Consider the following 26,114-nt stretch of genomic DNA (forward strand, 5'->3'; position numbering starts at 1 on the left):
ATCAGGCGCGATCGACGGTAAAGGCAATCACTTCGCCGATGCTTTCGGCGCCCAGCGCCAGCATCACCACGCGATCGACCCCCAGCGCCACGCCGGAACAGTCCGGCAGTCCGGCGGCCAGCGCATCAAGCAGATTCCGATCGATAGGCTGCTGCGGCAGGCCGCGAGCCGCTCGTTTGCGGTTATCCTGCTCGAAACGCTGCTGCTGTTCACGCGCGTCGGTCAGCTCGTGGAAACCATTCGCCAGCTCAATACCCTTGTAATAGACCTCAAAGCGCTCCGCCACGCGATGATCTTCAGTGCTGATTTGCGCCAGAGACGCCTGACTGGCCGGGAAGTGATAGACAAAGGTCGGGCGATCTTTACCAATATGCGGCTCGACGCCCATGGTAAACAGCAGCTGCAGCAAGGTATCCCGGTCTTCTTCCGTATCGGCAATGTTGCTCAGATCGAGCTTCGCCGCCGCTTCACGCAGCTGCGTCTTATCGGCCGACAGCGGATCAAGCTCAAGATGACGCAGGAACGCCTGCTGATACGAGAGGCTTTCCGCCGGCTGGCACTCCAGCACCTGCTGAAGCAAGTCATCGACTTCGTTAATCAGCCGATACATGTCATAGCACGGACGATACCACTCCAGCATCGTGAATTCCGGATTGTGGTGACGCCCCATCTCTTCATTGCGGAAGCTACGACACAGCTGGAACACAGGGCCACAGCCCGCGGCCAGCAGGCGCTTCATATGGTATTCCGGGCTGGTCATCAGATAGAGATCCATCCCCTGCGAATAGCCAGGGCCGACGAAACGGGTCTGGAACGGAAACATGTGAATATCCGTCACGGTTGCCTGACTCATGCAAGGCGTCTCCACCTCCAGCACGCCGCGATCGCTAAAGAAACGGCGAATTTCCGCCATTATCGCCGCGCGTTTCAACAGGTTTGGAATGGACGCGCTCGGCTGCCAGGTTGCCGTCTCGCTCATGTTACTTTCTCCGATTTCATACAAGGGCACGAAGTCTACTCGTAACCGTCGGGTGAAACAAATTTTGTGCGAACCGGCCCCCCTGTGACCGACGGGAAAGGTGTTGCCGAAGAGAATTCATCACCAGAACTGATAAACCGGCGCACATATTGACAAAAAAATCGAACACATCAATTTTCCCCATCAACCCTACGGCTATACTCCTTTACCTATAAAGGAGCAGTGATACTTTTTCGCCAGTCCGGCGGCGAAATATACAAAAACTGGAGGAATGTCGTGCAAACTTTTCAAGCCGATCTTGCTGTTATTGGCGCTGGCGGAGCTGGTCTTCGCGCCGCTATTGCCGCGGCGCAGGCAAATCCACATGCCAAAATCGCACTGATTTCAAAAGTCTATCCCATGCGCAGCCATACCGTTGCGGCCGAGGGAGGTTCTGCTGCCGTTGCACAGGATCATGACAGCTTTGAGTACCATTTTCACGACACCGTCGCCGGTGGCGACTGGCTCTGCGAGCAGGATGTCGTCGATTACTTTGTCCACCACTGCCCCACGGAAATGACCCAGCTTGAGCAGTGGGGATGTCCGTGGAGCCGCCGTCCGGACGGTAGCGTCAACGTGCGCCGCTTCGGGGGGATGAAAATCGAACGTACGTGGTTTGCCGCCGATAAGACCGGCTTCCATATGCTGCATACCCTGTTCCAGACCTCCCTCCAGTTCCCCCAAATCCAACGCTTCGATGAACACTTCGTCCTCGACATTCTGGTCGACGATGGTCAGGCCCGTGGCCTGGTGGCGATGAATATGATGGAAGGTTCGCTGGTCCAAATCCGCGCAAATGCGGTGGTTATGGCGACCGGCGGCGCGGGACGTGTTTATCGCTACAACACCAACGGCGGCATCGTTACCGGCGACGGGATGGGCATGGCGCTGAGCCACGGCGTACCGCTGCGCGATATGGAGTTTGTTCAGTATCACCCAACCGGCCTGCCCGGCTCCGGCATTCTGATGACGGAAGGCTGTCGCGGTGAAGGCGGTATTCTGGTTAACAAAAATGGCTACCGCTATCTGCAGGATTACGGCATGGGTCCGGAAACGCCGCTGGGTGAGCCTAAAAACAAATATATGGAGCTCGGTCCGCGCGACAAAGTCTCCCAGGCCTTCTGGCACGAATGGCGTAAAGGTAACACCATCCCGACACCGCGCGGCGACGTGGTCTATCTCGACCTGCGGCATCTCGGTGAGAAAAAGCTGCTTGAACGCCTGCCGTTTATCTGCGAGCTGGCCAAAGCCTATGTCGGCGTTGACCCGGTGAAAGAGCCGATTCCGGTCCGTCCGACCGCCCACTACACGATGGGCGGCATTGAAACCGACCAGCAGTGTGAAACGCGGATTAAAGGCCTGTTTGCGGTTGGCGAATGTTCTTCCGTCGGTCTGCATGGCGCCAACCGCCTCGGCTCCAACTCGCTGGCAGAGCTGGTGGTATTTGGCCGCCTCGCCGGTGAACAAGCGATGAAGCGCGCCGCACAAGCCGGTGAAATGAACGTTGCGGCGCTGGACGCGCAGGCCGCCGATGTAGAAAAACGGCTGAAAGATCTCGTTAATCAGGAAGGTAACGAGAACTGGGCGAAAATTCGCGATGAAATGGGGCTGTCGATGGAAGAAGGCTGCGGTATCTATCGCACGCCGGAACTGATGCAGAAAACCATCGATAAGCTGGCGGAGTTGCAGGAGCGCTTTAAGCGCGTGCGCATTACCGACAACTCCAGCGTCTTCAACACCGACCTGCTCTACACCATCGAACTGGGCCATGGCCTGAACGTTGCCGAATGTATGGCGCACTCCGCTATTGCACGTAAAGAGTCACGCGGCGCGCACCAGCGCCTGGATGAAGGCTGCACCGAACGTGATGATGTCAATTTCCTCAAACATACGCTGGCTTTCCGCGATGCAGATGGCACCACACGCCTGGAGTACGGCGAGGTGAAAATCACCACTCTGCCGCCGGCGAAACGCGTATATGGCGCAGAAGCGGAAGCAGCCGAGAAGAAGGAGACGGCAAATGGCTGAGATGAAGAACCTCAAAATTGAAGTGGTGCGCTACAACCCGGAAGTGGACGCCGCACCGCACAGCGCGTTCTATGAAGTGCCTTATGATGAGCAAACCTCGCTGCTCGACGCGCTGGGTTACATCAAAGATAACCTTGCGCCGGACCTCAGCTATCGCTGGTCCTGCCGCATGGCGATCTGCGGTTCCTGTGGGATGATGGTCAATAAAGTGCCGAAACTGGCCTGTAAAACTTTCCTGCGCGAATACACCAAGGGCATTAAGGTTGAGGCGCTGGCCAACTTCCCGATTGAGCGCGATCTGGTGGTCGATATGACCCACTTTATCGAGAGCCTGGAGGCCATTAAGCCCTATATTATTGGCAACCCGCGCACACCGGATCAGGGGCCAAACAAGCAAACTCCGGCGCAAATGGCCAAATACCATCAGTTCTCCGGCTGTATCAACTGCGGCCTGTGCTACGCCGCCTGCCCGCAGTTTGGTCTTAATCCGGAGTTTATCGGCCCGGCGGCCATCACCCTCGCCCATCGCTACAACGAAGACAGTCGCGACCACGGCAAGAAGGAGCGCATGGCGCAGCTTAACGGTCAGAACGGCGTCTGGACCTGTACCTTCGTGGGCTATTGCTCGGAAGTCTGTCCGAAGCATGTCGATCCGGCAGCCGCCATTCAGCAGGGCAAGGTAGAAAGCTCGAAAGACTTTCTTATCGCGACCCTGAAACCACGCTAAGGAGTGCATGATGACGACTAAACGCAAACCCTACGTGCGGCCGATGACGTCCACCTGGTGGAAAAAACTGCCGTTTTATCGCTTCTATATGGTGCGTGAAGGAACCGCAGTGCCAACGGTATGGTTCAGTATCGTGCTGATTTACGGTCTGTTTGCCCTGAAGCATGGCGCAGAAAGCTGGGCTGGCTATGTGGGCTTCCTGCAAAACCCGGTGGTGGTGGTCCTGAACCTTATCACCCTGTGTGCCGCCCTGCTGCACACAAAAACCTGGTTTGAGCTGGCGCCGAAAGCCGCCAATATCATTATTAAGGGTGAAAAAATGGGGCCAGAGCCGGTGATTAAAGGGCTTTGGGTGGTGACCGCGCTGGTGACCGTGGTGATCCTGTTTGTTGCCCTGTTCTGGTAAGGAGGCTGAAATGATCAATCCCAACCCGAAACGTTCCGATGAACCGGTATTCTGGGGGCTGTTTGGCGCAGGTGGCATGTGGGGCGCGATTGTCGCTCCGGTCATGGTGCTACTGGTCGGTATTCTGCTGCCGCTAGGCCTGGCGCCAGGCGATGCATTCAGCTACGAACGCGTGCTGGGCTTTGCCCAGAGCTTTGTGGGCCGCGCCTTTATCTTCCTGATGATCGTCCTGCCGCTGTGGTGCGGGCTACACCGCATCCATCACGCCATGCACGATCTGAAAATTCACGTTCCGAATGGTAAGTGGGTCTTCTACGGCCTGGCCGCGATCCTGACCGTTGTGACGCTGATTGGCGTGTTATTCATTTAACCTCCCTGAAGCCCGGTAGCATTCTGTTATCGGGCTCTCTTTTGCAGAAAATATCCCCACTTTTCTCCAGACAGAATCTACACTTAGCTAAAAAGCCAGCAAGGAAAATGCTATGCATGTGCTGCCTGTTATTGCGGTTGTTGCCGCCTCGTTTCTGCTTGTTGCCTGTAGCACGCCAACGCCGCCACCAGGCGTAACGGTGGTCAGTCCATTTGATACCCAGCGCTATCTCGGCACCTGGTATGAAATAGCCCGCTTCGACCATCAGTTTGAAAGTGGTCTTGAAAAAGTGACCGCCACCTACAGCCTGCGCGATGATGGCGGACTAGATGTGGTAAACAAAGGCTACAACCCCGACCGGGGCATGTGGCAGAAAACCGATGGCGTGGCCTACTTCACCGGCCAGCCGACCCGAGCAGCGCTGAAAGTCTCCTTTTTCGGCCCTTTCTACGGCGGCTACAACGTGATCGCCCTGGATAAAGATTATCGCTACGCGCTGGTCTGTGGGCCAGACCGCGATTATCTCTGGCTACTGGCCCGCTCGCCGAAAGTCTCACCGGAAGTGAAACAGCAGATGCTGGACATCGCCACCCGACAGGGCTTCGACGTCAGCAAACTTATCTGGGTTAACCAGCGCTATTAGTCAGTGCGCGCTGATTTTCAGCCCGATAATACCGACAACGATACACGCCAGGCTGGCAATACGCATGGCGCTGGCGGACTCGCCCAGCAGGACGATCCCGGTGATCGCCGCGCCTACTGCGCCAATTCCCGTCCACACCGCATAGGCGGTGCCGACAGGCAGCGTTTTCATCGCCCATGACAGCAGCGCCATGCTAAGTACCATAGCCACAATCGTGATCACGCTTGGCACCAGGCGACTAAAACCGTGGGTGTATTTCAGACCAACCGCCCAGACCACTTCCAGCAGACCGGCGATAAACAAGATAAACCAGGACACAAAACCCCCTTGATGGGGCCGTCCCCGAATGCGATACGCTTACAGGTCGTCCCGTAAGGTGTGGATGAAAGCACGGAGATTATAACCAGCAGCAGGGACGATGGAAAGAACGGTACGGCCAGTCACCGTACCGTCAGGGTCTATTGCTGAGCTTTTGTCGCAGCCCCAGAAATGGCACTGCCGCCTTCTGAAATATCCTGACCCACACCACGTGTTGTATTACATGCGGTCAGCACAGAAGAGAGGGCCAAAACCGTAAAGAACGCTGCAATTGCTTTTTTCACCATAATGTCATCCTTATTACCAGTTTTAGTTATCGTGCCCTATAAGCATAGACAACCTGACCCAGGATGGCGGAATCTCAGCGTTTTTTAAGAGAAAAGGAGAGAATTAGCGGAAGGTGTAAGCGAAACGGTACAGCGAAGCGGTGATCAAAGCAAAAGATCGGCCAAAAAGGCGCTTAGCTGACCGCACGCGAAATCGCATGCCCCAGCCCCTGGATGTCTTCGCCAACGCCGCGGGCGGTATTGCATCCGGTAAGCAACGTTGCGCTCAGAGAGAGCACCAGCAGAAGTTTTATCGCGTTGTTCATCTTCCCTGCCTGCGGTTAATGACCTGCGGTTTCCCTAACGGCTATTTCCTTAACGGCTATAGCAGGCGCAGCACGCTGCTGCGCCAACCCTCTATGGCATGAATTACTTCACGCGGGATACGTATTCGCCAGAGCGGGTATCCACTTTGATGACTTCGCCAATCTGAACGAACAGCGGAACTTTAACCACTGCGCCAGTAGACAGCGTCGCCGGTTTACCGCCGGTACCTGCGGTATCGCCTTTCAGGCCTGGATCGGTTTCCACGATTTCCAGCTCAACGAAGTTCGGCGGGGTGACGGAGATAGGCTGGCCGTTCCACAGGGTCACGATGCACTCAGCCTGATCCAGCAGCCATTTTGCGTTATCGCCTACGGCTTTCGCATCGGCAGCCAGCTGCTCGAAAGTGGAGTTGTTCATGAAGTGATAGAACTCACCGTCGTTGTACAGGTAGGTCAGGTTCATATCAACAACGTCTGCGCCTTCGGCGGAATCGGTAGATTTGAAGGTTTTCTCTACGCGAGTCCCGGTCAGCAGACGGCGCAGCTTAACGCGGGCAAAAGCCTGGCCTTTGCCTGGTTTTACGAATTCACTGGCTTCAACGGCATAAGGTTCGCCGTCCATCATGATTTTAAGACCGGCACGAAAATCGTTGCTATAGTAAGTCGCCATAAGGCCCTCTAAATTTGTTAATTGGTAGCTAAGCCACAAAATGGCGCATATTGTAACCCTAAATACCCCATCCAGAGAAGATTGGTTAACGCAACTTGCAGATGTTGTGACCAGTCCCGATGAACTGCTGCATCTTTTAAATGTAGACGCTGACGCGAACCTGCTGGCGGGACGCGAGGCAAAACGCCTCTTCGCCCTGCGCGTGCCGCGGGCATTTATCGCCCGTATGGAGCCGGGAAATCCCAACGATCCCCTGCTTCGTCAGGTACTTACCTCGCAAGATGAGTTTATTTCAGCACCGGGTTTTTCCACCGATCCGCTGGAAGAACAGCACAGCGTGGTACCCGGTCTGCTGCATAAATACCGCAACCGGGCGCTGCTGCTGGTCAAGGGCGGCTGCGCGGTAAATTGCCGCTATTGCTTCCGCAGACACTTCCCTTATGCCGAAAATCAAGGCAATAAGCGTAACTGGCAGGCGGCGCTGGAGTACATTGCCGCGCATCCGCAGCTCGATGAAATTATTTTTTCCGGCGGCGACCCGCTGATGGCGAAAGACCATGAGCTGGACTGGCTGCTCACCCAGCTGGAAGCTATCCCGCATATTAAGCGTCTGCGCATTCACAGCCGCCTGCCTGTCGTCATCCCGGCGCGGATTACCGATGCGCTGGCCGCACGCTTTGCCAGCTCATCGCTGCAGGTGCTGCTGGTCAATCATATTAACCACGCCAATGAAATTGATGCAGATTTCCGCGCTGCGATGGCGCGCTTGCGTCAAGCCGGTGTCACGCTGTTGAATCAAAGCGTTCTGCTGCGCGGCGTCAACGACAATGCACACACGCTGGCCGCTCTGAGCAATGCCCTGTTCGATGCTGGCGTCATGCCTTATTACCTGCACGTGCTGGATAAAGTCCAGGGCGCGGCCCATTTTATGGTCGAAGATGAAGAGGCCCGGGCCATTATGCGCGAACTGCTGACGTTGGTTTCAGGTTATATGGTACCAAGACTGGCACGGGAAATCGGCGGTGAGCCAAGTAAGACGCCGCTGGATTTGGGCTTAAAACAACATTCGTGAAAAGGTCTGCCGGGGAAAAGCTGGCAGACCTCCGATTCACAGCCTGACTGAACGCGCGGAGATCGCCCGAGCCTCTCTTACCCTCGTCGGAGGAGGCCCGGAATCACATCAGTTCGGGCACTTATAGACCTGGCCGTTCATTTCGCTATCGGTTGGCACAAAGCTCGACAGCAGGTTCTGCGTCGGGCTGCTCACGCCATAAATCACGTTGCCGCCCATCGCCGCGGCCTGGTTGCGCAGCGCGTTAGCTGCACCACGCATGGAGCCGCCTTCATCACCGTTCTGCCCGGACAGCCAGTTGCTCTGCTTGCCCGTCGCGGTCCCCAACAGCTGGCAATCCGCACCCGGCTTATCTTCAACAAAGCGTACGCTCTGTCCGCCTGAGCTCAGTTCGTTGCTGGAACTGCAACCCGCTAACAATAATGCTGCGCCGACAATCCCTGCTAAATATCTTACCTGCATGTTATTCCCCATGATCAATGAGCTGGACGCGCTGGCCCGGATGTACACCTTATACTAAAAAGATGAGAAAAAGAAAAACCCCCGAGCATTTCTGCCCGGGGGTTTCTTTGTTTCTAAGGGGTATAGCGCACGATTACATCATGCCGCCCATACCGCCCATGCCACCCATGCCGCCAGCAGCGCCTAAATCGGCTGCGTCGCTTTTCGGCAGGTCGGTCACCATGCACTCGGTGGTGATCATCAGACCAGCAACGGATGCAGCGTACTGCAGAGCAGAACGAGTCACTTTAGTCGGGTCCAGGATACCGAAGTCGATCATGTTGCCGTATTCTTCAGTTGCCGCGTTATAACCGTAGTTGCCTTCACCCGCTTTCACGTTGTTAGCAACAACAGACGGCTCTTCGCCGGCGTTGGACACGATCTGACGCAGCGGAGCTTCCATCGCGCGCAGCGCAACTTTGATACCGACGTTCTGATCTTCGTTCTGAGCGGTCAGGCCAGCCAGTTTAGCGGCAACGCGAACCAGCGCAACACCACCACCAGCAACAACACCTTCTTCTACCGCAGCACGGGTTGCGTGCAGAGCATCGTCAACGCGCGCTTTTTTCTCTTTCATTTCAACTTCGGTAGCTGCACCGACTTTGATTACCGCAACGCCGCCAGCCAGTTTCGCTACGCGCTCCTGCAGTTTTTCACGGTCGTAGTCAGAAGTCGCTTCTTCGATCTGCTTACGGATCTGAGCAACGCGGCCCTGAATTGCGCCTTCTTCACCCACGCCATCGATGATGGTGGTGGTGTCTTTGTTGATCACAACGCGTTTTGCCTGACCCAGGTCTTCCAGAGTCGCTTTTTCCAGCTCCATACCGATCTCTTCAGAGATAACGGTACCGCCAGTCAGGGTAGCGATGTCCTGCAGCATAGCTTTACGACGGTCGCCGAAGCCCGGTGCTTTAACAGCAGCGACTTTCACGATACCGCGCATGGTGTTGACCACCAGAGTTGCCAGCGCTTCGCCTTCAACGTCTTCAGCGATGATAACCAGCGGCTTGCCTGCTTTCGCAACGGCTTCCAGAACCGGCAGCATTTCGCGGATGTTGGAGACTTTTTTGTCAGCCAGCAGGATGAACGGGCTTTCCAGTTCAACAGCGCCAGTTTCCGGCTTGTTGATGAAGTACGGGGAGAGGTAGCCGCGGTCGAACTGCATACCTTCAACGACGTCCAGTTCGTCTTCCAGACCGGTACCGTCTTCAACGGTGATAACGCCTTCTTTACCGACTTTGTCCATCGCTTCCGCGATCAGTTTACCTACGGTTTCATCGGAGTTAGCGGAGATGGTACCAACCTGAGCAATAGCTTTAGAGTCGGAGCACGGTACGGAGAGCGTTTTCAGTTCTTCAACGGCAGCCACGACAGCTTTGTCGATACCGCGTTTCAGATCCATCGGGTTCATGCCAGCAGCAACGGCTTTCAGGCCTTCTGCGATGATAGCCTGAGCCAGTACGGTTGCGGTGGTGGTACCGTCGCCTGCAGCGTCGTTCGCTTTAGAGGCAACTTCTTTCACCATCTGCGCACCCATGTTTTCGAACTTGTCTTCCAGCTCGATTTCACGCGCTACGGAAACACCATCTTTGGTGATGGTCGGTGCACCGAAAGATTTATCCAGAACCACGTTACGGCCTTTCGGGCCCAGGGTCACTTTCACTGCATCTGCCAGTACGTTCACGCCGCGCAGCATTTTTACACGAGCGTCGTTACCGAATTTTACGTCTTTAGCTGCCATTTTTTCTATTCCTCAAATTCGTTCAGTTTCGCGCGCGAATTACGCTTCAACAATTGCCAGAATGTCGCTTTCAGACATGATCAGCACTTCTTCATTGTCGATTTTTTCAGATTTCACACCGTAGCCGTCGTTGAAAATAACGATGTCGCCAACTTTAACGTCCAGCGGCTGCACAGTTCCGTTTTCCAGGATGCGGCCCTTACCGACAGCGATGATTTCGCCACGAGTTGATTTGGCTGCCGCAGAACCGGTCAGAACGATGCCGCCTGCAGATTTGGTTTCAACTTCTTTACGTTTGACGATCACACGATCATGTAACGGACGAATACTCATTGATAGCTCTCCTTTGAGAAAGTCATTATCAGTTATGGGTGACACCGGCCCGTATACGGTTTTCCGGCTAGTGCCTGAGAGATGGGGGTGGGTTTTCGCGCTTCAAGGGGGGAAGTTAAAAAAAAATTTTCCGCGTGCGCTAACGCACAGAAACAGATGCAGGTCTGCCACCGTCATAAGCAAAAACGATTGTGATACCATCGATCTTTTGTCACGGCAGGATGGCATCATGAGTGGTTTAAAACAGGAGTTAGGTCTGGCTCAGGGAGTGGGGCTGCTTTCTACGTCTCTACTTGGCACCGGCGTTTTCGCCGTTCCCGCTCTTGCCGCGCTGGTTGCGGGAGATAACAGCCTGTGGGCGTGGCCCGCGCTCATTCTGCTGGTCTTCCCGATCGCTATCGTCTTTGCCGTTCTTGGTCGCCACTTCCCCAGCGCGGGCGGCGTGGCGCACTTCGTCAATATGGCGTTTGGTGGCCATATGGAACGCGTCACCGGCTGGCTGTTCCTGTCGGTCATTCCGGTTGGGCTACCGGCGGCGCTGCATATCGCCACCGGCTTCGGTCAGGCGTTGTTTGGCTGGCACGACAGCCAGCTGCTGCTCGCGGAGCTGGGTACGCTGGCCATCGTCTGGTGGGTCGGGTCGCGGGGCGCAAGCTCCAGCGCGAATCTACAAACGCTGGTAGCGGTTCTGATCGTCGCGCTGATCGCCGCTATCTGGTGGCGCGGCGGGATTAGCCCGGCGCAAATTCCCTTTCCGGCGCCGGAAGATATCGATCGCTCCCGGCTTTTTGCCGCCCTGTCGGTGATGTTCTGGTGTTTCGTCGGCCTTGAAGCCTTCGCCCACCTGGCATCGGAATTTAAACGCCCGGAGCGCGATTTCCCCCGTGCGCTAATGATCGGTCTGCTGCTGGCGGGCTCCGTTTACTGGGCCTGTACCGTACTGGTCCTGCATTTTCACGCCTTCGGCAGCGATATGGCCGCCGCCGCATCGCTGCCCAATATCGTGGTGCGTCTGTTTGGCGTGCAGGCGCTGTGGATCGCCTGCGTCATTGGCTATCTTGCCTGCTTCGCCAGCCTCAATATCTATATTCAGAGCTTTGCCCGTCTGGTCTGGTCGCAGGCGCAATACAAGCCAGAAAGCTACCTCGCCCGCCTCTCGCCGCAGCAAATCCCACGCAATGCACTCAACGTGGTGCTGGGCTGCTGTGTCATCAGCACGCTAGGCATCTACTGGCTGGATATCGACCTTGATGCGCTGATCGTCTATGCCAACGGCATCTTTATTATGATTTATCTGCTGTGCATGCTGGCGGGCTGCCGGTTGCTGCGGGGGCGCTATCGGGTTCTGGCGTTCATCGGGAGCCTGCTCTGCCTGTTGTTACTGGCGATGGTCGGCTGGAAAAGCCTGTACGCCCTGCTGGTTATGGCCGCGCTGTGGCTGTGGCTGCCAAAGCGCCGTGCGGCAGCACTGCCCTCCCCTCATCGGAAATGAAACATCGCATAAAAAAAGCCGGATAGCGCAACGCATATCCGGCTCATCATCTTTATTACCGTATCAGACCGGCCATGCCGGGGCTGATGGCTTAGCGGTCGTCTTTGTGATCCAGACGGTCACGCTCTTCATCTTTGCGCTGGTACTCCCCGTCAAAGGTCTCACCGCCTCCGGTTCCGGCGCTAAAACCACCGCCGGGCATCCGGCTAAAGCGCAGGTGCGGCATCAGCTTCAGGGTCAGGTGTTTTTGCACCGGCGGCAGCAGGAGCAGCAGGCCGAGGAAATCGGTAAAGAACCCCGGCAGCAAGAGCAGCAGACCGGCAATAATCAGCGATACGCTTTTAATCATTTCTGCAGCCGGGCTTTCACCAGCCGCCATTTTCTGCTGCATCAGCATAAAGTTTTTAAAGCCCTGGTTGCGCACCAGCGACATACCGACCACCGAGCTAAAGATCACCAGAATCAGCGTCAACAGAACGCCAAGCACGTGAGCCACCTGGATAAAGATCGATATCTCAATGTAAACGTATAAAAAAATGGCAATAAACGGAATCCAACGCACTGGCGTCTCCTTCATTAGCGGGGTTCACTATCGGCCCCCGCAGTCATCGGTGTGCTTTTCGCATCACATCAATATTGGGCTAAAACAGCGCATTTCAATCGGCAGAAGCGCTTATTTTTTTTTCAAGAACGGCAAAGCGGTGACTCATTTCACAGATTAATAATTCTTATACCCTTCTCGACATAATAAGTGATCAAGGTTGCTGACATTCGCTATCATCAGCATATGATCGTGGGCACCGGGCCGATTAAGGAAATAATCTTCGGCAAGAAAATGCGCAAAATCCCATAAATTCTGCGTATTTGGTGAATTCATTGGCAGCTTGAAAAAGAAGGTTCACATGTTAAACAACATTCGTATCGAAGAAGACCTGTTGGGTACCAGGGAAGTTCCAGCTGACGCCTACTATGGTGTTCATACTCTGAGAGCGATTGAAAACTTCTACATCAGCAATAGCAAAATCAGCGATATCCCTGAGTTCGTGCGCGGCATGGTGATGGTCAAAAAGGCCGCCGCGATGGCCAACAAGGAACTGCAAACCATTCCTAAAAGCGTCGCGAACACCATTATTGCCGCATGCGATGAAGTTCTGAATAACGGTAAATGCATGGACCAGTTCCCGGTTGATGTGTTCCAGGGCGGTGCAGGCACTTCCGTCAACATGAACACCAACGAAGTGCTGGCCAACATTGGCCTTGAGCTGATGGGTCATCAGAAAGGTGAATACCAGTACCTGAACCCGAACGACCACGTTAACAAATGCCAGTCCACCAACGATGCCTACCCGACCGGTTTCCGTATCGCGGTTTATGCGTCCCTGCTGAAATTAACCGACGCCATCAACCAGCTGGGTGACGGTTTCCAGAATAAAGCCGTCGAATTCCAGGATGTCCTGAAAATGGGGCGTACCCAGCTGCAGGACGCCGTGCCGATGACGCTCGGCCAGGAGTTCCACGCGTTTAATGTGCTGCTGAATGAAGAAATCAAAAGCATTCTGCGTACCGGAGAACTGCTGCTCGAAGTTAACCTCGGCGCCACCGCCATCGGTACGCGCCTGAATACACCGGATGGCTACCAGCAGCTGGCGGTACAAAAACTGGCGGAAGTCAGCGGCCTGCCGGTGGTTCCGGCGGAAGATCTGATTGAAGCCACCTCCGACTGCGGCGCCTACGTGATGGTACACAGCTCGCTGAAGCGTCTGGCGGTGAAACTGTCCAAAATCTGTAACGACCTGCGCCTGCTCTCTTCCGGCCCACGCGCGGGTCTGAACGAAATCAACCTGCCAGAGCTGCAGGCGGGTTCATCGATCATGCCGGCGAAAGTTAACCCGGTCGTCCCGGAAGTGGTCAACCAGGTCTGCTTCAAGGTCATTGGCAACGACACCACGGTGACCATGGCCTCGGAAGCCGGTCAGCTGCAGCTGAACGTCATGGAGCCGGTTATTGGCCAGGCGATGTTTGAATCTATCCACATCCTGACTAACGCCTGCTACAACCTGCTGGAAAAATGCATTAACGGCATTACCGCCAACAAAGCGGTGTGCGAAGGCTATGTGTATAACTCCATCGGTATCGTCACCTATCTCAACCCGTTTATCGGCCACCACAATGGCGATATTGTCGGCAAGATTTGCGCCGAAACCGGCAAGAGCGTAAGGGAAGTGGTTCTGGAGCGTGGATTACTGACCGAAGCGGAACTGGACGATATTTTCTCGCCACAAAACCTGATGCATCCGGCCTATAAAGCGAAGCGTTATACCGATGAAAGCGAACAGTAAGCTTTCAGGTTAAACTACCCAGAGGCATGTCAGCAATGACATGCCTTTTTTGCATTTTTAGGTTTACTAAATCACAACAATTCAATATCAACTTGTTAAAAAACAAGGAAGGCGTATATGTTTGGTGCAGAACTCGTGATTGTCCTGCTGGCGATTTACCTGGGAGCCAGGCTCGGCGGTATCGGCATCGGCTTTGCCGGTGGTCTGGGCGTCCTCGTCCTGACGCTCCTCTTTCAAATCAAACCTGGCGCGATTCCCTTCGACGTCATTGAAATCATCATGGCGGTTATCGCCGCTATTGCCGCAATGCAGGTGGCCGGAGGCATGGATTATCTGGTCAGCCTTGCCGAGCGTATGCTCAGACGCCATCCGAAATACATTACCTTCCTTGCTCCGCTGGTCACCTGGTTTATGACCGTGCTGGCGGGAACCGGTCATACCGCGTTCTCTACCCTGCCGGTCATTACCGAGGTCGCCAAAGAACAGGGCATTCGCCCGTCCCGTCCGCTTTCTATCGCCGTCGTCGCCTCGCAGATTGCCATTACCGCCTCGCCGATTTCCGCTGCGGTGGTCTTTTTTGCCGGGATCCTCGAGCCGCTGGGCGTGAGCTATCTGACGCTGCTGGCCATCTGTATTCCGGTGACGCTGATTGCGGTAATGATCACCGCGGTGGTCTGTAACTTCCTCGGCTGCGAACTAAAAGACGATCCGATTTATCAGGAACGTCTGGCAAAAGGTGAAGTGAAGCTGCGCGGGAGTCAGGTTTTCGAGCTGAAACCTCATGCAAAGCGTTCGGTGCTGCTGTTTCTGATCGGCATCGTGGCGGTCATGTTCTACGCGACCGCCATCAGCGATACCGTCGGGCTGATTCAGAACCCGGTGCTGCCGCGTAACGAAGCGATCGTGGTGTTCATGCTGACCATCGCCACGTTGATTAGCGTCACCTGCAAAATCGACACCAGCGAAGTGCTCAACGCCAGCACCTTTAAATCCGGGATGAGCGCCTGCGTCTGCGTCCTGGGCGTCGCCTGGCTGGGCGATACCTTCGTCAAAGCGCATATCACCGACATCCAGACCGTAGCCGGCGACCTGCTGCACAACTATCCGTGGCTGCTGGCGGTAGTGCTGTTCTTCGCCGCGACCCTGCTCTACTCCCAGGCCGCAACCACCAAAGCGCTGATGCCGGCTGCGCTGCTGCTTGGCGTCACCCCGCTGACCGCCATCGCCTCGTTTGCTGCCGTCTCCGCGCTGTTCGTGCTGCCAACCTATCCTACGCTGCTGGCGGCGGTCGAAATGGACGACACCGGGTCAACGCGTATCGGCAAGTATGTCTTTAACCATGCGTTCCTGATCCCAGGGGTGATTGCCATCACCCTGTGCGTCATTCTGGGTTTCATTATCGGCGGCATCATGCTGTAAATCTGCTTAAATTCGGGCCAGTTTCCTGGCCCGTTTCATTATTCCCCTCATCGTGCGTGCTATAGTGCCTCTTTTCGCTGATACGAGGTTCACGATGACTACGCCTGATGCTGTTGTTGTTCTCTGTACCGCGCCGGATGAAGCCACCGCCCAGGATCTGGCGGCCAAAGTGCTGGCCGAAAAGCTCGCCGCCTGTGCCACACTTCTGCCTGGAGCGACATCGCTCTACTACTGGGAAGGCAAGCTGGAGCAGGAGTATGAAGTGCAAATGCTGCTGAAAACCGACCGGGCTCACCAGCAGGCGTTACTGGATTGCCTGAAGTCCCATCACCCGTATCAAACCCCCGAATTACTGGTTTTACCCGTCACTCACGGAGACACTGATTACCTCTCATGGCTCAACGCATCATTACGCTGATTCTGCTGCTCTGCAGCACATCCGCTTTCGCCGGCTTATTTGACGCCCCCGGGCGCTCTGACTTTGTTCCCGCAGACCAGGCTTTTGCCTTTGATTTCCAGCAGAGCCAGCGGGACGTCAACCTGACCTGGCAAATCAAAGAGGGTTACTACCTCTACCGCCAGCAGATAAAACTGACGCCGGCGAATGCCACCCTCGCCGCATCGGCGCTACCGCCCGGCACGTGGCATGAGGATGAGTTTTACGGCAAGAGTGAGATTTACCGCCAGCGGCTCACCATCCCGGTCACGCTGAGCGAGGCGGAACAAGGCGCGACGCTCACCGTGACATATCAGGGCTGCGCCGATGCGGGTTTCTGCTATCCGCCGGAGACAAAAGTGGTGCCGCTTCGCACGGTACTGGCCGTATCCAACGGCGAGTCGGTCCCCGCCCATCCGGCGCTCCCCTCGTCCGGGCAACCCAAATTTAATCCGCCGCTGCCGGTTGAAAAGCGTCCTGAGCTGGCGACCAAACCCGAGCAGCCTGCCCGGCAGGAGAAGAGCGACGCCGGCGAGAATGCGCCAGCCAGCCTGCCCTTCTCCGCGCTATGGGCGCTGCTGATAGGTATCGGTATCGCCTTCACGCCGTGCGTGCTGCCGATGTATCCGCTGATCTCGGGTATTGTCCTCGGCGGAAAACAGCGACTCTCTACCGGGCGAGCGCTGCTGCTGGCCTTTATCTACGTGCAGGGGATGGCGCTCACCTATACCGCGCTGGGACTGGTGGTCGCCGCCGCCGGTTTGCAGTTTCAGGCGGCGTTGCAGCATCCGTACGTACTGATTGGCCTGTCTGCGGTCTTTATCCTGCTGGCGCTGTCGATGTTTGGTCTGTTCACGCTGCAGCTGCCCTCATCGCTGCAAACCCGCCTGACGCTGATGAGCAACAAACGCCAGGGCGGTTCACCCGGCGGCGTCTTTGCGATGGGAGCCATTGCCGGACTGATCTGTTCGCCCTGCACCACCGCGCCGCTGAGCGCCATCCTGCTGTATATTGCCCAGAGCGGCAACCTGTGGCTCGGCGGCGGCACGCTGTATTTGTATGCGCTGGGCATGGGGCTGCCGCTGATCCTGGTCACCGTATTTGGCAACCGTCTGTTGCCGAAGAGCGGCCCGTGGATGAGCCATGTGAAGACCGCATTCGGTTTTGTGATCCTGGCGCTTCCGGTCTTTTTGCTGGAGCGTATCGTCGGCGAACCCTGGGGCCTGCGCCTGTGGTCGCTGCTGGGCGTGGCCTTCTTTAGCTGGGCTTTTATTACCGCGCTCGGCGCATCCCGCCCCTGGCTGCGCCTCGTGCAAATCATCATGCTCGGTGCGGCGCTGGTCAGCGCACGTCCGCTGCAGGACTGGGCTTTTGGCGAGCCGGTAGCCCGGCAGCAGTCACCGCTGTCCTTTACGCAGATCGGTAACATCGCGGAGCTCGACCAGGCGCTGGCGCAGGCAAAGGGTAAACCGGTTATGCTCGACCTGTACGCCGACTGGTGCGTCGCCTGCAAAGAGTTCGAAAAATACACCTTTAGCACGACCGAAGTACAACAGGCCCTGAAAGAGACCGTTCTGTTGCAGATAGACGTGACGAAGAACAGCGCCGAGGATGTGGCTCTGCTGAAACACCTGAAGGTGCTCGGCTTGCCGACCATTCTGTTCTTTAACAGGCAGGGCGAAGAGCAGCCCGCGCAGCGCGTCACCGGGTTTATGGATGCGGCGACATTCAGCGCCCATTTGCACGATTGGCAACCGTGAACGACACTTTAGGAGGAAAAATGGAGGAGAAGACCGTGCAACGTGAAGATGTCCTGGGTGAAGCCATACAAATTCTCGAAATTGAAGGTATTGCCAACACCACGCTGGAAATGGTCGCCGAACGCGTCTCTTACCCGCTCGCTGACCTCAAGCGTTTCTGGCCCGATCGTGAAGCGCTGCTGTACGATGCGCTGCGTTACCTCAGTCATCAGGTTGATGCCTGGCGCCGTCAGCTGCTGCTCGACGACACGCTCACGCCGGAGCAAAAGCTGCTGGCGCGCTACGGCGCATTAACCCAATGCGTGAGCAACCATCGCTATCCCGGCTGCCTGTTTATCGCCGCCTGCACCTTTTATCCGGATGCCCAGCACCCTATCCATCAGCTGGCGGAGCAACAAAAGCAGGCTTCTCTGGCCAATACCCACGAACTGCTGACCCAGCTGGAAGTGGACGACCCGGCAATGGTGGCCAAACAGATGGAGCTGATTGTTGAAGGCTGCCTGAGCCGTCTGCTGATAAAACGCAGTCAGGCCGATGTCGATACCGCCCAACGCCTGGCAGAAGATATTCTGCGCTTTGCCCAATGTCGGGCGGGTGGCGCCTTAACCTGATTGCGCTTTTACCGACGTTAAGCCGCCCATCTCTCCCCGGAAGAGGACGCGTCAGGGCAGCCGTGTCCTCATGACCTACGGCAGGTCATGAGGTACCGCACCCGTTGTCAACAAAGATGCAACTTGAAGTGCGAAGGGTATAATTCCCCCTACATCGATATGTCTACAGGGATTTATATGCGTCCTCTCCTATGGGCTGCCATCATGGGGCTATGCCCTGCATCGCTCCTGGCCGCGCCTGTTCAGGGTTTTTCTTTCGCGCATAAAGACTGGGAAGTCGCCTGCGATAATACCGGCACCTGTCGGGCCGCAGGTTATGGCGTCAACATGGGGGAAATCAGCGTCCTGTTGACCCGTAATGCGGGCGCCGGACAGCGCGTAAGCGCTCAGGTGACCTTCGCCCAGACCGATCATGATATTCCCCAGGACGCCACGGTTAACCTGCTGATCGACAACCAGGATCGCGGTACGCTGGAGGCCAAAGACGACAGCCATTTTCGCTTCGACAGCAGCCAAACCGCCGCCCTGATTCAGGCGCTGGAGCATGATAATCGTATCGAAATTGCCCTTAACGGCCAGCGTAAACCGCTCTCCAGCGCGGGCAGCAGCGCGGTGTTTCTGAAGATTGATGAGTTTCAGCAGCGTCTGGGCAGCGCAGATGCGCTGGTGCGAAAAGGCGATGCCGACGATGACAACACGCTCAGCGCCGTTCCGGCTCCGGAAATTATCGCCGCCCCGACGCTCCGCAACGCCCAGAGCGAACCGCTGACGGCAAAACAGCGGCAGAAGCTGCTGCCAGAACTGACCCCGTTGCTGAACAGCCGCTGTGATGACTGGCAAAATAAAGATATTCCGCCTCAGGAACGGCAGATAACCACAACCCCTCTCGATAAAACCCATTCACTCATCGAGGCCCTGTGCTGGCGCGCCGCATATAACGACGGGTACGCAATGTGGGTGGTGGAAAATACCCCTCTCGCTAAACCACAGCCGATCACCACCGATGCATCCAGCTATGCCGATGGCGTGATCACCTTTTTCACCAAAGGGCGCGGCATCGCCGACTGCGTCAACGGTGAAGAGCGGGTGTGGGACGGCAGAACCTTCGTGCAGAGTCTGAAATACACGACCGGTATGTGTCGTGAAATCACGCCTGGCGGCACCTGGATGCTGCCCACGTTCGTCAGTCAGGTGCGGCCAAAACAGCAGAAGGATGCCGATAATCTGGCGCTCAAGGCGCTGTATAACGCGGTGCTGAAAGAGCAAAAGAGCAACCCGGAACTGGCGTTGGAAAAAGTTGCCGGGCAGTTCCCGCTCACCGGGCACGTCACGAATTTTACGCTGACCTACGCGGATGACTCTCTGGTATCGACCAACAAACCCGCGGTCGATATCAGCGACGATGAGTGGCAGGCTTTTCTTCACTCCGATATCAGCGCCGACTCAGAAAACGGTAAGGTCAGCTTCACGCTGGTCGATCTTGATAATGACGGTAAGCGCGATTTAATCATCGACAGCTATATCGGCGGGACCGGGCTCTTCAGCTACACCGGCGTGCTGAGGCGGGGGGATAATACGTTTGATACCGTAGATCATAGCGATACCGATGACGACGATGATTTCGATGCTGGCGTACCCGGGGCGCTGTTTTCCCTCAACGGCCGCGGCGCCAATCAGTGGAACCAGTGGGTCAGAATCAACGGCCAGGTGTATGCACTGTGGTACAATGGCCAGTTCGGCGAAGACAACCTGTATCTGCTGCGCCCCTTCAGCCCGACGGACAGGAGTCCTGCCGTGACGATTCGCTATCGCTACAGGCTGGAGACGCTAAGTTCACCGGAAAAAGATCGGCCGCTGACTCCGGCGCTCACGGCACAGGAGCGGGACGATTTACTCAAATCGCTGGAACTGATGCAAAGCAACCTGCTGAAAGATAAAAAAGGTCACGCGGAAGACGGGCCCATCTGCCCTATCCCGCCCGGTACATCATCAGATGAAGCGGATAACTACTACAGCGGCGTCGCCTCTTACTACGTCTATGAAACGGTGGCCTATATCCCCGTCTGGCTCGGTGGGAAATGCTTTATTGGTACCGTCATCAGCCATCATGGCGCCTACCGCCACGGCGTCGATGCGGAAATTATGATCGGCTCGCCGCGGGAAGACGAAGACCTCATCGGCGGTTACTCCGTATCCGGATTGCGCCGCGTTATCTCTGCCGTCAGCGGCTGGAAAATCCGCGAAGGTGACAACGGGATGATGTGATGAACCAGCAAAATGCCCCTTTCGCGGCAAAACTGCCGCAAAGTTAAGCAATCAGCAGGGAAATCAAGAAATTTGGTTGACGCACAGGATGGATTACGGTTTAATGCGCCCCGTTGCCCGGATAGCTCAGTCGGTAGAGCAGGGGATTGAAAATCCCCGTGTCCTTGGTTCGATTCCGAGTCCGGGCACCACTTATTTAAAGAAACCAGCCTAAGGGCTGGTTTTTTGCTTTCTGCAATACGGACTCTCCATCGAACTCCGTTCGATTATTCGCGGCACGCCGCTCACCCCTTCGGGGCCAGCGCGACAAGCGCGCTGTTCAACGCCTGCGGCGTTAGTCCGGGTCCGGGCACCACTTATTTTTTGCACGACCTATGCAGTTGCTCCATCTCGTCATTGCCGACAACCAGCATGTTACAGTCCCAGAAAGTTATTTGCTTCACACCGCCCCTGCAGTCTGGGCCCTTCTCATAGCCAGTTACCGCTTAATGTGCCTTCCCGGTTGGAAACCCGCGATTGCGGTATATGATGGGTAATCCTCAATAGCGATCGAGACCGTAGCGGTAGCTTCCATTTTAGAATTTTAACTTTACCATCTAAGGTTTCATTCTCACAGATGACAGAAAACTTACTCTAAAAATAGCAATTACAATGCCAGAATAAATACTCTTTTTATTAGCAAGCCGACTCATCCCATAAAATAGTGAGATAAGCCGATCTTAATATCATGAGATGAATTACTTTCCCCTGATAAATTAAAGTTTGCCAAAAGTAAAAAACTATTTTGCGGAGCCCTTTAGAGCTCCGCAGATTATTTTATTTTAGCATTGACTTTACTTTCCTGGCCACCCGGCGAATCAGATTGGTACCTCTTCTTGCACCCTGGACATGAATTGCTTCATAAAGAGCATTAAAACGGTCATGAGCCCAACCATCTCTTTGCTGAGAAATAAGACCATCAATTTTATTATTTAAAAGCTGTAACTCATTACTGACAGAGTGACCGCCATTGATGCTACGCAAGCGACTCACTTCGCTCTCAAGCTCATGAATTTTTTCGAGGTAGGAAGGCATCAACCCCATTGCATAGTTATATTTAACATTTTCGTCCATAAATGGGCGGAAACTACGGTAATTATTTTTACTCTTATTTCCACTTAGCAGCATTCCGGAGTTTGCCACTCGATACCAAAATAATGGTTCAGGGACGACTTGCAATTTATAGCCTTGTAAAGATATTTTAGCAAAAAACTCCCAGTCTTCATGACCTAAGCCATAATCCTCAGTAAATCCACCAATTTTCTCGAAAACTTCTTTTCTGATAAGCGCATTTGCATCACCAAAACAGTTACTAAAGCTGGCGATATTTAAATCAGGCCCTAACGGAAGCCAGCAGTGCGTCATTTTACGGAACGGAGAAGGGAATTCCTCACCAAAAATAAGATCGCTTGGGGTGGTTAACACATCAGCACCGGAGTTTAATGCTGCTGTGACAAACGTTTCAACCTCAAAAGGCTTAGCAACATTGTCATCGTCCATAAACATCAGATACTCACCGGACGCGTGTCGAGCAGCCAAATTTCTTGCAGCGCCCAGGTAGTTATTAGAACTACGGATGATTTTCCAGCCTCGAGAGTTAAAATCATTCTCGATGAGATTCAAATAGCGATGAGATTCTTCTTTCGTACTTCCATCATCGACCAGGATGACTTCAATGTTTTGGTACGTCTGAGATTTTATTGAGGCAAGCGCTTGTTGGAGCAAATGATGACGCTCGAAGTGAGTGATACACACACTAACTAACGGACTATTAGATTCGTCAATTTTCTTGAATACGCAGTTATTTTTTCGTTCAATTGCAGCAAACCAGGCTTCTTTAATATTCTCTTGTGATTCAACAAGCCCGGGTTTGATATTTATATTCTTTAAGCGATAGTGAATTTTACCGTATAAATCGACAGGTGTGGGTGTAAACAGAATCTCTGCATGATGTTCCTGTGGAATAAGCTCTGGGATTCCGCCAACGTTTGAAGCGAGGAAATTGACATTATTAATCAAGCATTCATAAACGGTATATGGTGAGTTTTCTACCAGCGATGGGATAATGACTAAGACATTTTTTCTTTTTATATATTCATTAGCATTGGTACGATCATAATCGCTGATAACGTTAACTGCGAGTCCCAAATTTTTGGTCTGATTCATGATGTAGGTAAATGAATCAGTTTTCCCCATAGCGACATTTTTTCCGAGGAAGGTTACGCCAGAGATAGTCTCTTTATCTTCGTCAGAAAGTTTTCTTAATGCACGGAGGAATGTGTCGAGCCCCTTACGGGTTTCAAGCCGGCCGAAAAATACAAGCTCAACGCCAGAAGCTGGTGTTTCATTTTTTTTAACTACAACATCACTTCTTGTTTCAAACCCTTGAAATGGCTCACAATTTAAAATTACATGACGTTCTTCAGGAACCTTCCAGTGTTTACTCAACATCCAGTCAATTAAATACTGAGACGGACTAATGACTTCATCAGCCATCTCAACCACCATTTTCTCCATATAATAGAGCTCAAGATGATTCTGATCATATGGGAGCTGGTAATTACCTTCATCGGCCCATAACGTTGAGCTGTGAGTATTTACAATGAACTTCGTGTTTTCAAAATCAGTACCATTCTTTTTACTTAATAAAGCATAATAAAGATCTGCCTGCCATTCACAAGAAATAATCGTGTCATAGATATTATTTTCTTTCAGCCAAAGTAAAATTGAATAGCTTTTCCTTCTAAAATAAGGGGCGTCAATATTAATCTCTTTTACCAGACCAGTGCTTAGCAGATTAATACCAAAGGTGCTATAAATACGTGACCAATCGCTAAATTTTGATACAGATGACTCAGAATAGTCACCACATGTATACAATACATCGACATCATACCCCTTTTTTGCCAAAGTAGTGGCAAGGGCAGTAAAAGCAGTACCAATGCCGCCGTTACGGACAGGCCCCTCAATGTCCGGCGTCATTATAAGAACTTTCTTCATTGTGATCTTTCCTTAATAATCTAGACTTTTCTATAATAATGAGTGAGTTGAAGTAGTATAAGATAGCAATCAATAGCTTCTGTTAAATAGGATAAAAAATGACCAGCGCAGAGTTAAAATTTGATTTATTCTTAAAATCCTATCATCCATCTCACCGATTTGTCTATAAGGCAAACCCTGGCAATGCGGGTGATGGCGTGATTGCATCTGCAACGTATGATTTTTTCGAACGAAATGCTCTTACCTATGTACCTTACAGGGATGATGAGCACTACAGCGCTGATACGGATATTTTAATTTTTGGCGGCGGAGGAAACCTGATAGAAGGATTGTATTCAGAGGGTCGTGACTTCATCCAAAATAATATTAAAAAATTTCATAAAGTAATAATTATGCCTTCAACAATTAGAGGGTATAACGATTTATTCACTAACAACATTGATAAACTAGTTGTTTTTTGCCGTGAAAATATTACTTTCAATTATATAAAGTCTCTCAACTATGAACCGAACAAGAACGTATTCATTGCCGATGACATGGCATTTTACCTCGATCTTAGTAAATATCTGTCACTTAAACCGGTCTATAAAAAACAGGCGAATTGCTTCAGGACAGACTCAGAATCTCTCACTGGAGATTATAAAGAAAACAACCATGATATTTCGCTAACCTGGAATGGCGACTATTGGGATAATGAATTTCTGGCGCGAAACTCTACACGCTGCATGATCAACTTTCTAGAAGAGTTTAAAATTGTAAATACCGACAGACTGCATGTGGCAATTTTAGCATCCCTGCTTGGAAAAGAGGTAAACTTCTATCCTAACTCATACTACAAAAATGAAGCCGTTTATAATTATTCGCTTTTGAATCATTATCCAAAAACATGTTTTATTACTACAAACTGAAAAATGCAGCGTATAATAAATAATACGCTGCCCAAAAATCACATAACCGCTACAGCATTATTAATTATTGCCTGCCAGCCTGCACGTGAGTACTCATTTGCACGACTATAGTCTGAAAATCTATCGATGGCCGCAGTAAAAAAGTTATCAGTGACTTTAGTTATTTCACCAACTTTTGAATTATCTGCATCGCTTTTAACGTACAGTATTTTACTGTTACCGTGCTTCTTAAACTCTTTTGAGAGCGCCAATGCAATATCATCAAGATTATTGCCATTGCTTTTCACAACAAAAATTTTATTCTCATCAGCAAGGCTTTTTTTGAATTTATCTATTAAATAATTAATCTTATCCATTTCTTTTTTATAGATAAGATTGTTTTCCTGTTCTGAATAACGCCAGGACCAGCGCTCATCTTTATTGTCACTATACATTTCAGTATGAAAACAAATGTCATGTTTTTGGTCAAGCACCATATCCTGCCAGGAAGGTGTCAAGTTTTCATAAATATAAAAATCCGCAAAATCAGATTTTATTAATCTCAGAAGAGAATGATAGTTTTTTATTAATGCCCAGCGAAACAAGCTGCCTTCATCATAACCCGACTCTCTTAGAAAGAAAGCAAACTCACAATTATCGCCGAGACTTTCGAAACGCTGTAAATTATTCATCATTGTTTTCCAAAGGGGGGATTAAATGATTATACAATAAGGTGCGTCTCGCTAACACCAAAAAAATATCGCCAGAAGCATTCCATTCAAAGCTGCGCAACGCGACGAGATAGCTAAATGTGCATCAGCTAACCACCGCTCTACCAAGCTTACGCCCCGCCTCCAGATAGGCTTCCGCTGTTTCCAGCTCCGGCAACAGCAGCATTTGTGAAATGGCTACCGTAGCCCCGCAGTAATCAAAAATACCGTGGACAATTTGCGCATTAAAAGCATCGGTAAACCCGCGCTTATTATACGTTTTCTGGCTCGCTGCGCCTAACTCAACCAGATGTACCCGCAGGTGGCCCAGCTTCTTCACCACTTTACCATCGGCGGTCTCCTCATAGGCCCAACCGTTGGAAAACACGCGATCGATCCAGCCTTTTAGCAGGCCAGGCATCGACCACCAGTAAACGGGAAAGACCAGTAACAGCGCATCGGTCTTATCAATTCTGACCTGCTCAGCAATCACATCGGACGGCGTGGCGCCAGTTTGCAGAAATGCGGCGATATCCGGCTTAGTAAAACCGGGTTAAAACCTTCCTGCGTTAAATCAGCTATTTCAACGGTATTATGCGGGCTGGATTCGTTAATCCCTTGTGCAATTGCCGTCATAACGCTGTGGGTCAGAGAACTATTAACAGGATGAGAAACTACGATTAATGCATGCATGACGGAGACTCCAGTTGCCATCGAACAATATTGGACGTAGTCTT

25 protein-coding genes, 1 tRNA gene and 1 pseudogene are annotated in these 26,114 nt (G+C 53.0%); 15 read left to right on the forward strand and 12 right to left on the reverse strand.

The features are described 5' to 3' along the window. Position 1: 1 nt before the first annotated feature. On the reverse strand, positions 2–979 hold the full coding sequence (gene epmA / locus Q1L34_RS24145; protein ID WP_004856995.1) for an elongation factor P--(R)-beta-lysine ligase: 978 nt from the start codon (positions 977–979) through the stop codon (positions 2–4). Between the two features lie 276 nt (positions 980–1,255). Between epmA and frdA the strand changes: the two genes are divergently transcribed. From frdA to Q1L34_RS24170, 5 genes are all read left to right on the forward strand, one after another. Next, complete coding sequence (gene frdA, locus Q1L34_RS24150) at positions 1,256–3,046, forward strand: fumarate reductase (quinol) flavoprotein subunit (protein WP_004856991.1); 1,791 nt, start codon at positions 1,256–1,258, stop codon at positions 3,044–3,046. Beyond that, complete coding sequence (gene frdB, locus Q1L34_RS24155; protein WP_004856988.1) at positions 3,039–3,773, forward strand: fumarate reductase iron-sulfur protein; 735 nt, start codon at positions 3,039–3,041, stop codon at positions 3,771–3,773. Before frdA ends, frdB begins: the two co-directional genes overlap by 8 nt. Before the next feature lie 10 nt (positions 3,774–3,783). After that, entirely contained in the window at positions 3,784–4,179 is a 396-nt protein-coding gene (frdC, locus tag Q1L34_RS24160; protein WP_004856985.1) for a fumarate reductase subunit FrdC, read from the forward strand. Between the two features lie 10 nt (positions 4,180–4,189). Further along, entirely contained in the window at positions 4,190–4,549 is a 360-nt protein-coding gene (gene frdD / locus Q1L34_RS24165; protein ID WP_004856982.1) for a fumarate reductase subunit FrdD, read from the forward strand. 112 nt (positions 4,550–4,661) lie between these two features. Continuing rightward, positions 4,662–5,192: a lipocalin family protein gene (locus Q1L34_RS24170; RefSeq protein ID WP_327204310.1), complete on the forward strand. Its 531-nt coding sequence runs from the start codon at positions 4,662–4,664 to the stop codon at positions 5,190–5,192. Here Q1L34_RS24170 and sugE read toward each other — a convergent pair whose 3' ends face one another. The 4 genes from sugE to efp form a co-directional block, all read right to left on the reverse strand. Next, positions 5,193–5,510 (reverse strand): quaternary ammonium compound efflux SMR transporter SugE, encoded by a 318-nt coding sequence (gene sugE / locus Q1L34_RS24175; RefSeq protein ID WP_004856976.1) that lies wholly within the window; start codon positions 5,508–5,510, stop codon positions 5,193–5,195. Positions 5,511–5,650: 140 nt separating this feature from the next. Next, entirely contained in the window at positions 5,651–5,797 is a 147-nt protein-coding gene (gene ecnB / locus Q1L34_RS24180; RefSeq protein ID WP_004097935.1) for a lipoprotein toxin entericidin B, read from the reverse strand. A gap of 173 nt (positions 5,798–5,970) precedes the next feature. Then, on the reverse strand, positions 5,971–6,102 hold the full coding sequence (locus Q1L34_RS24185) for an entericidin A/B family lipoprotein (RefSeq protein WP_004856972.1): 132 nt from the start codon (positions 6,100–6,102) through the stop codon (positions 5,971–5,973). A gap of 103 nt (positions 6,103–6,205) precedes the next feature. Next, positions 6,206–6,772 (reverse strand): elongation factor P, encoded by a 567-nt coding sequence (efp, locus tag Q1L34_RS24190; protein WP_004856970.1) that lies wholly within the window; start codon positions 6,770–6,772, stop codon positions 6,206–6,208. A 40-nt stretch (positions 6,773–6,812) separates the two neighbouring features. On the opposite strand from efp, the gene epmB reads away from it, so the two are divergent. Continuing rightward, the gene (gene epmB, locus Q1L34_RS24195) at positions 6,813–7,844 is read left to right on the forward strand and encodes an EF-P beta-lysylation protein EpmB (RefSeq protein ID WP_004856965.1); all 1,032 of its coding nucleotides are present in this window, start codon (positions 6,813–6,815) and stop codon (positions 7,842–7,844) included. 108 nt (positions 7,845–7,952) lie between these two features. Here the strand turns inward: epmB and Q1L34_RS24200 are convergent, their stop codons facing one another. From Q1L34_RS24200 to Q1L34_RS24210, 3 genes are all read right to left on the reverse strand, one after another. Next, positions 7,953–8,306, reverse strand: coding sequence for a DUF4156 domain-containing protein (locus tag Q1L34_RS24200; RefSeq protein WP_004856962.1), 354 nt, complete (start codon positions 8,304–8,306; stop codon positions 7,953–7,955). A 133-nt stretch (positions 8,307–8,439) separates the two neighbouring features. After that, positions 8,440–10,086 (reverse strand): chaperonin GroEL, encoded by a 1,647-nt coding sequence (gene groL / locus Q1L34_RS24205; protein WP_004856960.1) that lies wholly within the window; start codon positions 10,084–10,086, stop codon positions 8,440–8,442. Positions 10,087–10,125: 39 nt separating this feature from the next. Continuing rightward, positions 10,126–10,419, reverse strand: coding sequence for a co-chaperone GroES (locus Q1L34_RS24210; RefSeq protein ID WP_003855929.1), 294 nt, complete (start codon positions 10,417–10,419; stop codon positions 10,126–10,128). 229 nt (positions 10,420–10,648) lie between these two features. On the opposite strand from Q1L34_RS24210, the gene yjeH reads away from it, so the two are divergent. Further along, entirely contained in the window at positions 10,649–11,911 is a 1,263-nt protein-coding gene (gene yjeH, locus Q1L34_RS24215; protein WP_004856950.1) for an L-methionine/branched-chain amino acid transporter, read from the forward strand. Positions 11,912–12,002: 91 nt separating this feature from the next. On the opposite strand, the gene Q1L34_RS24220 is transcribed toward yjeH, so the two are convergent. Continuing rightward, positions 12,003–12,473, reverse strand: a complete 471-nt coding sequence (locus Q1L34_RS24220) for an FxsA family protein (protein ID WP_004856948.1) — start codon at positions 12,471–12,473, stop codon at positions 12,003–12,005. Positions 12,474–12,813: 340 nt separating this feature from the next. Between Q1L34_RS24220 and aspA the strand changes: the two genes are divergently transcribed. The 7 genes from aspA to Q1L34_RS24255 all read left to right on the forward strand — a co-directional run bounded on the left by aspA (position 12,814) and on the right by Q1L34_RS24255 (position 20,932). Continuing rightward, positions 12,814–14,250 carry an aspartate ammonia-lyase gene (gene aspA, locus Q1L34_RS24225; RefSeq protein ID WP_004856946.1) on the forward strand — a complete coding sequence of 479 codons (1,437 nt, stop codon included), beginning with the start codon at positions 12,814–12,816 and terminating at the stop codon, positions 14,248–14,250. A gap of 117 nt (positions 14,251–14,367) precedes the next feature. Further along, positions 14,368–15,669 (forward strand): anaerobic C4-dicarboxylate transporter, encoded by a 1,302-nt coding sequence (locus Q1L34_RS24230; RefSeq protein ID WP_004856943.1) that lies wholly within the window; start codon positions 14,368–14,370, stop codon positions 15,667–15,669. A 94-nt stretch (positions 15,670–15,763) separates the two neighbouring features. After that, positions 15,764–16,087: a divalent cation tolerance protein CutA gene (gene cutA, locus Q1L34_RS24235; RefSeq protein WP_004856939.1), complete on the forward strand. Its 324-nt coding sequence runs from the start codon at positions 15,764–15,766 to the stop codon at positions 16,085–16,087. Then, positions 16,063–17,865, forward strand: coding sequence for a protein-disulfide reductase DsbD (locus tag Q1L34_RS24240; RefSeq protein ID WP_044347792.1), 1,803 nt, complete (start codon positions 16,063–16,065; stop codon positions 17,863–17,865). Before cutA ends, Q1L34_RS24240 begins: the two co-directional genes overlap by 25 nt. A 35-nt stretch (positions 17,866–17,900) precedes the next feature. After that, entirely contained in the window at positions 17,901–18,476 is a 576-nt protein-coding gene (locus Q1L34_RS24245; RefSeq protein WP_015585335.1) for a transcriptional regulator, read from the forward strand. A 177-nt stretch (positions 18,477–18,653) separates the two neighbouring features. Then, complete coding sequence (locus tag Q1L34_RS24250; RefSeq protein WP_086817413.1) at positions 18,654–20,741, forward strand: DUF1176 domain-containing protein; 2,088 nt, start codon at positions 18,654–18,656, stop codon at positions 20,739–20,741. Between the two features lie 115 nt (positions 20,742–20,856). Further along, positions 20,857–20,932, forward strand: a tRNA-Phe gene (locus Q1L34_RS24255). 625 nt (positions 20,933–21,557) lie between these two features. Here Q1L34_RS24255 and Q1L34_RS24260 read toward each other — a convergent pair. Further along, positions 21,558–23,780 carry a glycosyltransferase gene (locus Q1L34_RS24260; protein WP_165458897.1) on the reverse strand — a complete coding sequence of 741 codons (2,223 nt, stop codon included), beginning with the start codon at positions 23,778–23,780 and terminating at the stop codon, positions 21,558–21,560. Between the two features lie 98 nt (positions 23,781–23,878). Between Q1L34_RS24260 and Q1L34_RS24265 the strand changes: the two genes are divergently transcribed. Continuing rightward, positions 23,879–24,688 (forward strand): polysaccharide pyruvyl transferase family protein, encoded by an 810-nt coding sequence (locus tag Q1L34_RS24265; protein ID WP_165458898.1) that lies wholly within the window; start codon positions 23,879–23,881, stop codon positions 24,686–24,688. A gap of 38 nt (positions 24,689–24,726) precedes the next feature. Here the strand turns inward: Q1L34_RS24265 and Q1L34_RS24270 are convergent, their stop codons facing one another. Next, positions 24,727–25,362: a hypothetical protein gene (locus Q1L34_RS24270; protein WP_227699663.1), complete on the reverse strand. Its 636-nt coding sequence runs from the start codon at positions 25,360–25,362 to the stop codon at positions 24,727–24,729. A 121-nt stretch (positions 25,363–25,483) separates the two neighbouring features. Further along, positions 25,484–26,070: pseudogene (locus Q1L34_RS24275) on the reverse strand (NAD(P)H-dependent oxidoreductase). Positions 26,071–26,114: the final 44 nt, after the last annotated feature.

The organism is Klebsiella ornithinolytica (assembly GCF_030505655.1).
Lineage (GTDB): Bacteria > Pseudomonadota > Gammaproteobacteria > Enterobacterales > Enterobacteriaceae > Klebsiella > Klebsiella ornithinolytica.

Excerpts from the sequence above, each read along its gene's own strand:
- epmA (WP_004856995.1), bottom strand. The coding sequence starts at position 979 with ATGAGCGAGACGGCAACCTGGCAGCCGAGCGCGTCCATTCCAAACCTG.
- frdB (WP_004856988.1), top strand. The coding sequence starts at position 3,039 with ATGGCTGAGATGAAGAACCTCAAAATTGAAGTGGTGCGCTACAACCCG.
- frdC (WP_004856985.1), top strand. The coding sequence starts at position 3,784 with ATGACGACTAAACGCAAACCCTACGTGCGGCCGATGACGTCCACCTGG.
- frdD (WP_004856982.1), top strand. The coding sequence starts at position 4,190 with ATGATCAATCCCAACCCGAAACGTTCCGATGAACCGGTATTCTGGGGG.
- Q1L34_RS24170 (WP_327204310.1), top strand. The coding sequence starts at position 4,662 with ATGCATGTGCTGCCTGTTATTGCGGTTGTTGCCGCCTCGTTTCTGCTT.
- ecnB (WP_004097935.1), bottom strand. The coding sequence starts at position 5,797 with ATGGTGAAAAAAGCAATTGCAGCGTTCTTTACGGTTTTGGCCCTCTCT.
- Q1L34_RS24185 (WP_004856972.1), bottom strand. The coding sequence starts at position 6,102 with ATGAACAACGCGATAAAACTTCTGCTGGTGCTCTCTCTGAGCGCAACG.
- efp (WP_004856970.1), bottom strand. The coding sequence starts at position 6,772 with ATGGCGACTTACTATAGCAACGATTTTCGTGCCGGTCTTAAAATCATG.
- epmB (WP_004856965.1), top strand. The coding sequence starts at position 6,813 with ATGGCGCATATTGTAACCCTAAATACCCCATCCAGAGAAGATTGGTTA.
- Q1L34_RS24200 (WP_004856962.1), bottom strand. The coding sequence starts at position 8,306 with ATGCAGGTAAGATATTTAGCAGGGATTGTCGGCGCAGCATTATTGTTA.
- groL (WP_004856960.1), bottom strand. The coding sequence starts at position 10,086 with ATGGCAGCTAAAGACGTAAAATTCGGTAACGACGCTCGTGTAAAAATG.
- Q1L34_RS24210 (WP_003855929.1), bottom strand. The coding sequence starts at position 10,419 with ATGAGTATTCGTCCGTTACATGATCGTGTGATCGTCAAACGTAAAGAA.
- yjeH (WP_004856950.1), top strand. The coding sequence starts at position 10,649 with ATGAGTGGTTTAAAACAGGAGTTAGGTCTGGCTCAGGGAGTGGGGCTG.
- aspA (WP_004856946.1), top strand. The coding sequence starts at position 12,814 with ATGTTAAACAACATTCGTATCGAAGAAGACCTGTTGGGTACCAGGGAA.
- Q1L34_RS24230 (WP_004856943.1), top strand. The coding sequence starts at position 14,368 with ATGTTTGGTGCAGAACTCGTGATTGTCCTGCTGGCGATTTACCTGGGA.
- cutA (WP_004856939.1), top strand. The coding sequence starts at position 15,764 with ATGACTACGCCTGATGCTGTTGTTGTTCTCTGTACCGCGCCGGATGAA.
- Q1L34_RS24240 (WP_044347792.1), top strand. The coding sequence starts at position 16,063 with ATGGCTCAACGCATCATTACGCTGATTCTGCTGCTCTGCAGCACATCC.
- Q1L34_RS24250 (WP_086817413.1), top strand. The coding sequence starts at position 18,654 with ATGCGTCCTCTCCTATGGGCTGCCATCATGGGGCTATGCCCTGCATCG.
- Q1L34_RS24260 (WP_165458897.1), bottom strand. The coding sequence starts at position 23,780 with ATGAAGAAAGTTCTTATAATGACGCCGGACATTGAGGGGCCTGTCCGT.
- Q1L34_RS24265 (WP_165458898.1), top strand. The coding sequence starts at position 23,879 with ATGACCAGCGCAGAGTTAAAATTTGATTTATTCTTAAAATCCTATCAT.
- Q1L34_RS24270 (WP_227699663.1), bottom strand. The coding sequence starts at position 25,362 with ATGATGAATAATTTACAGCGTTTCGAAAGTCTCGGCGATAATTGTGAG.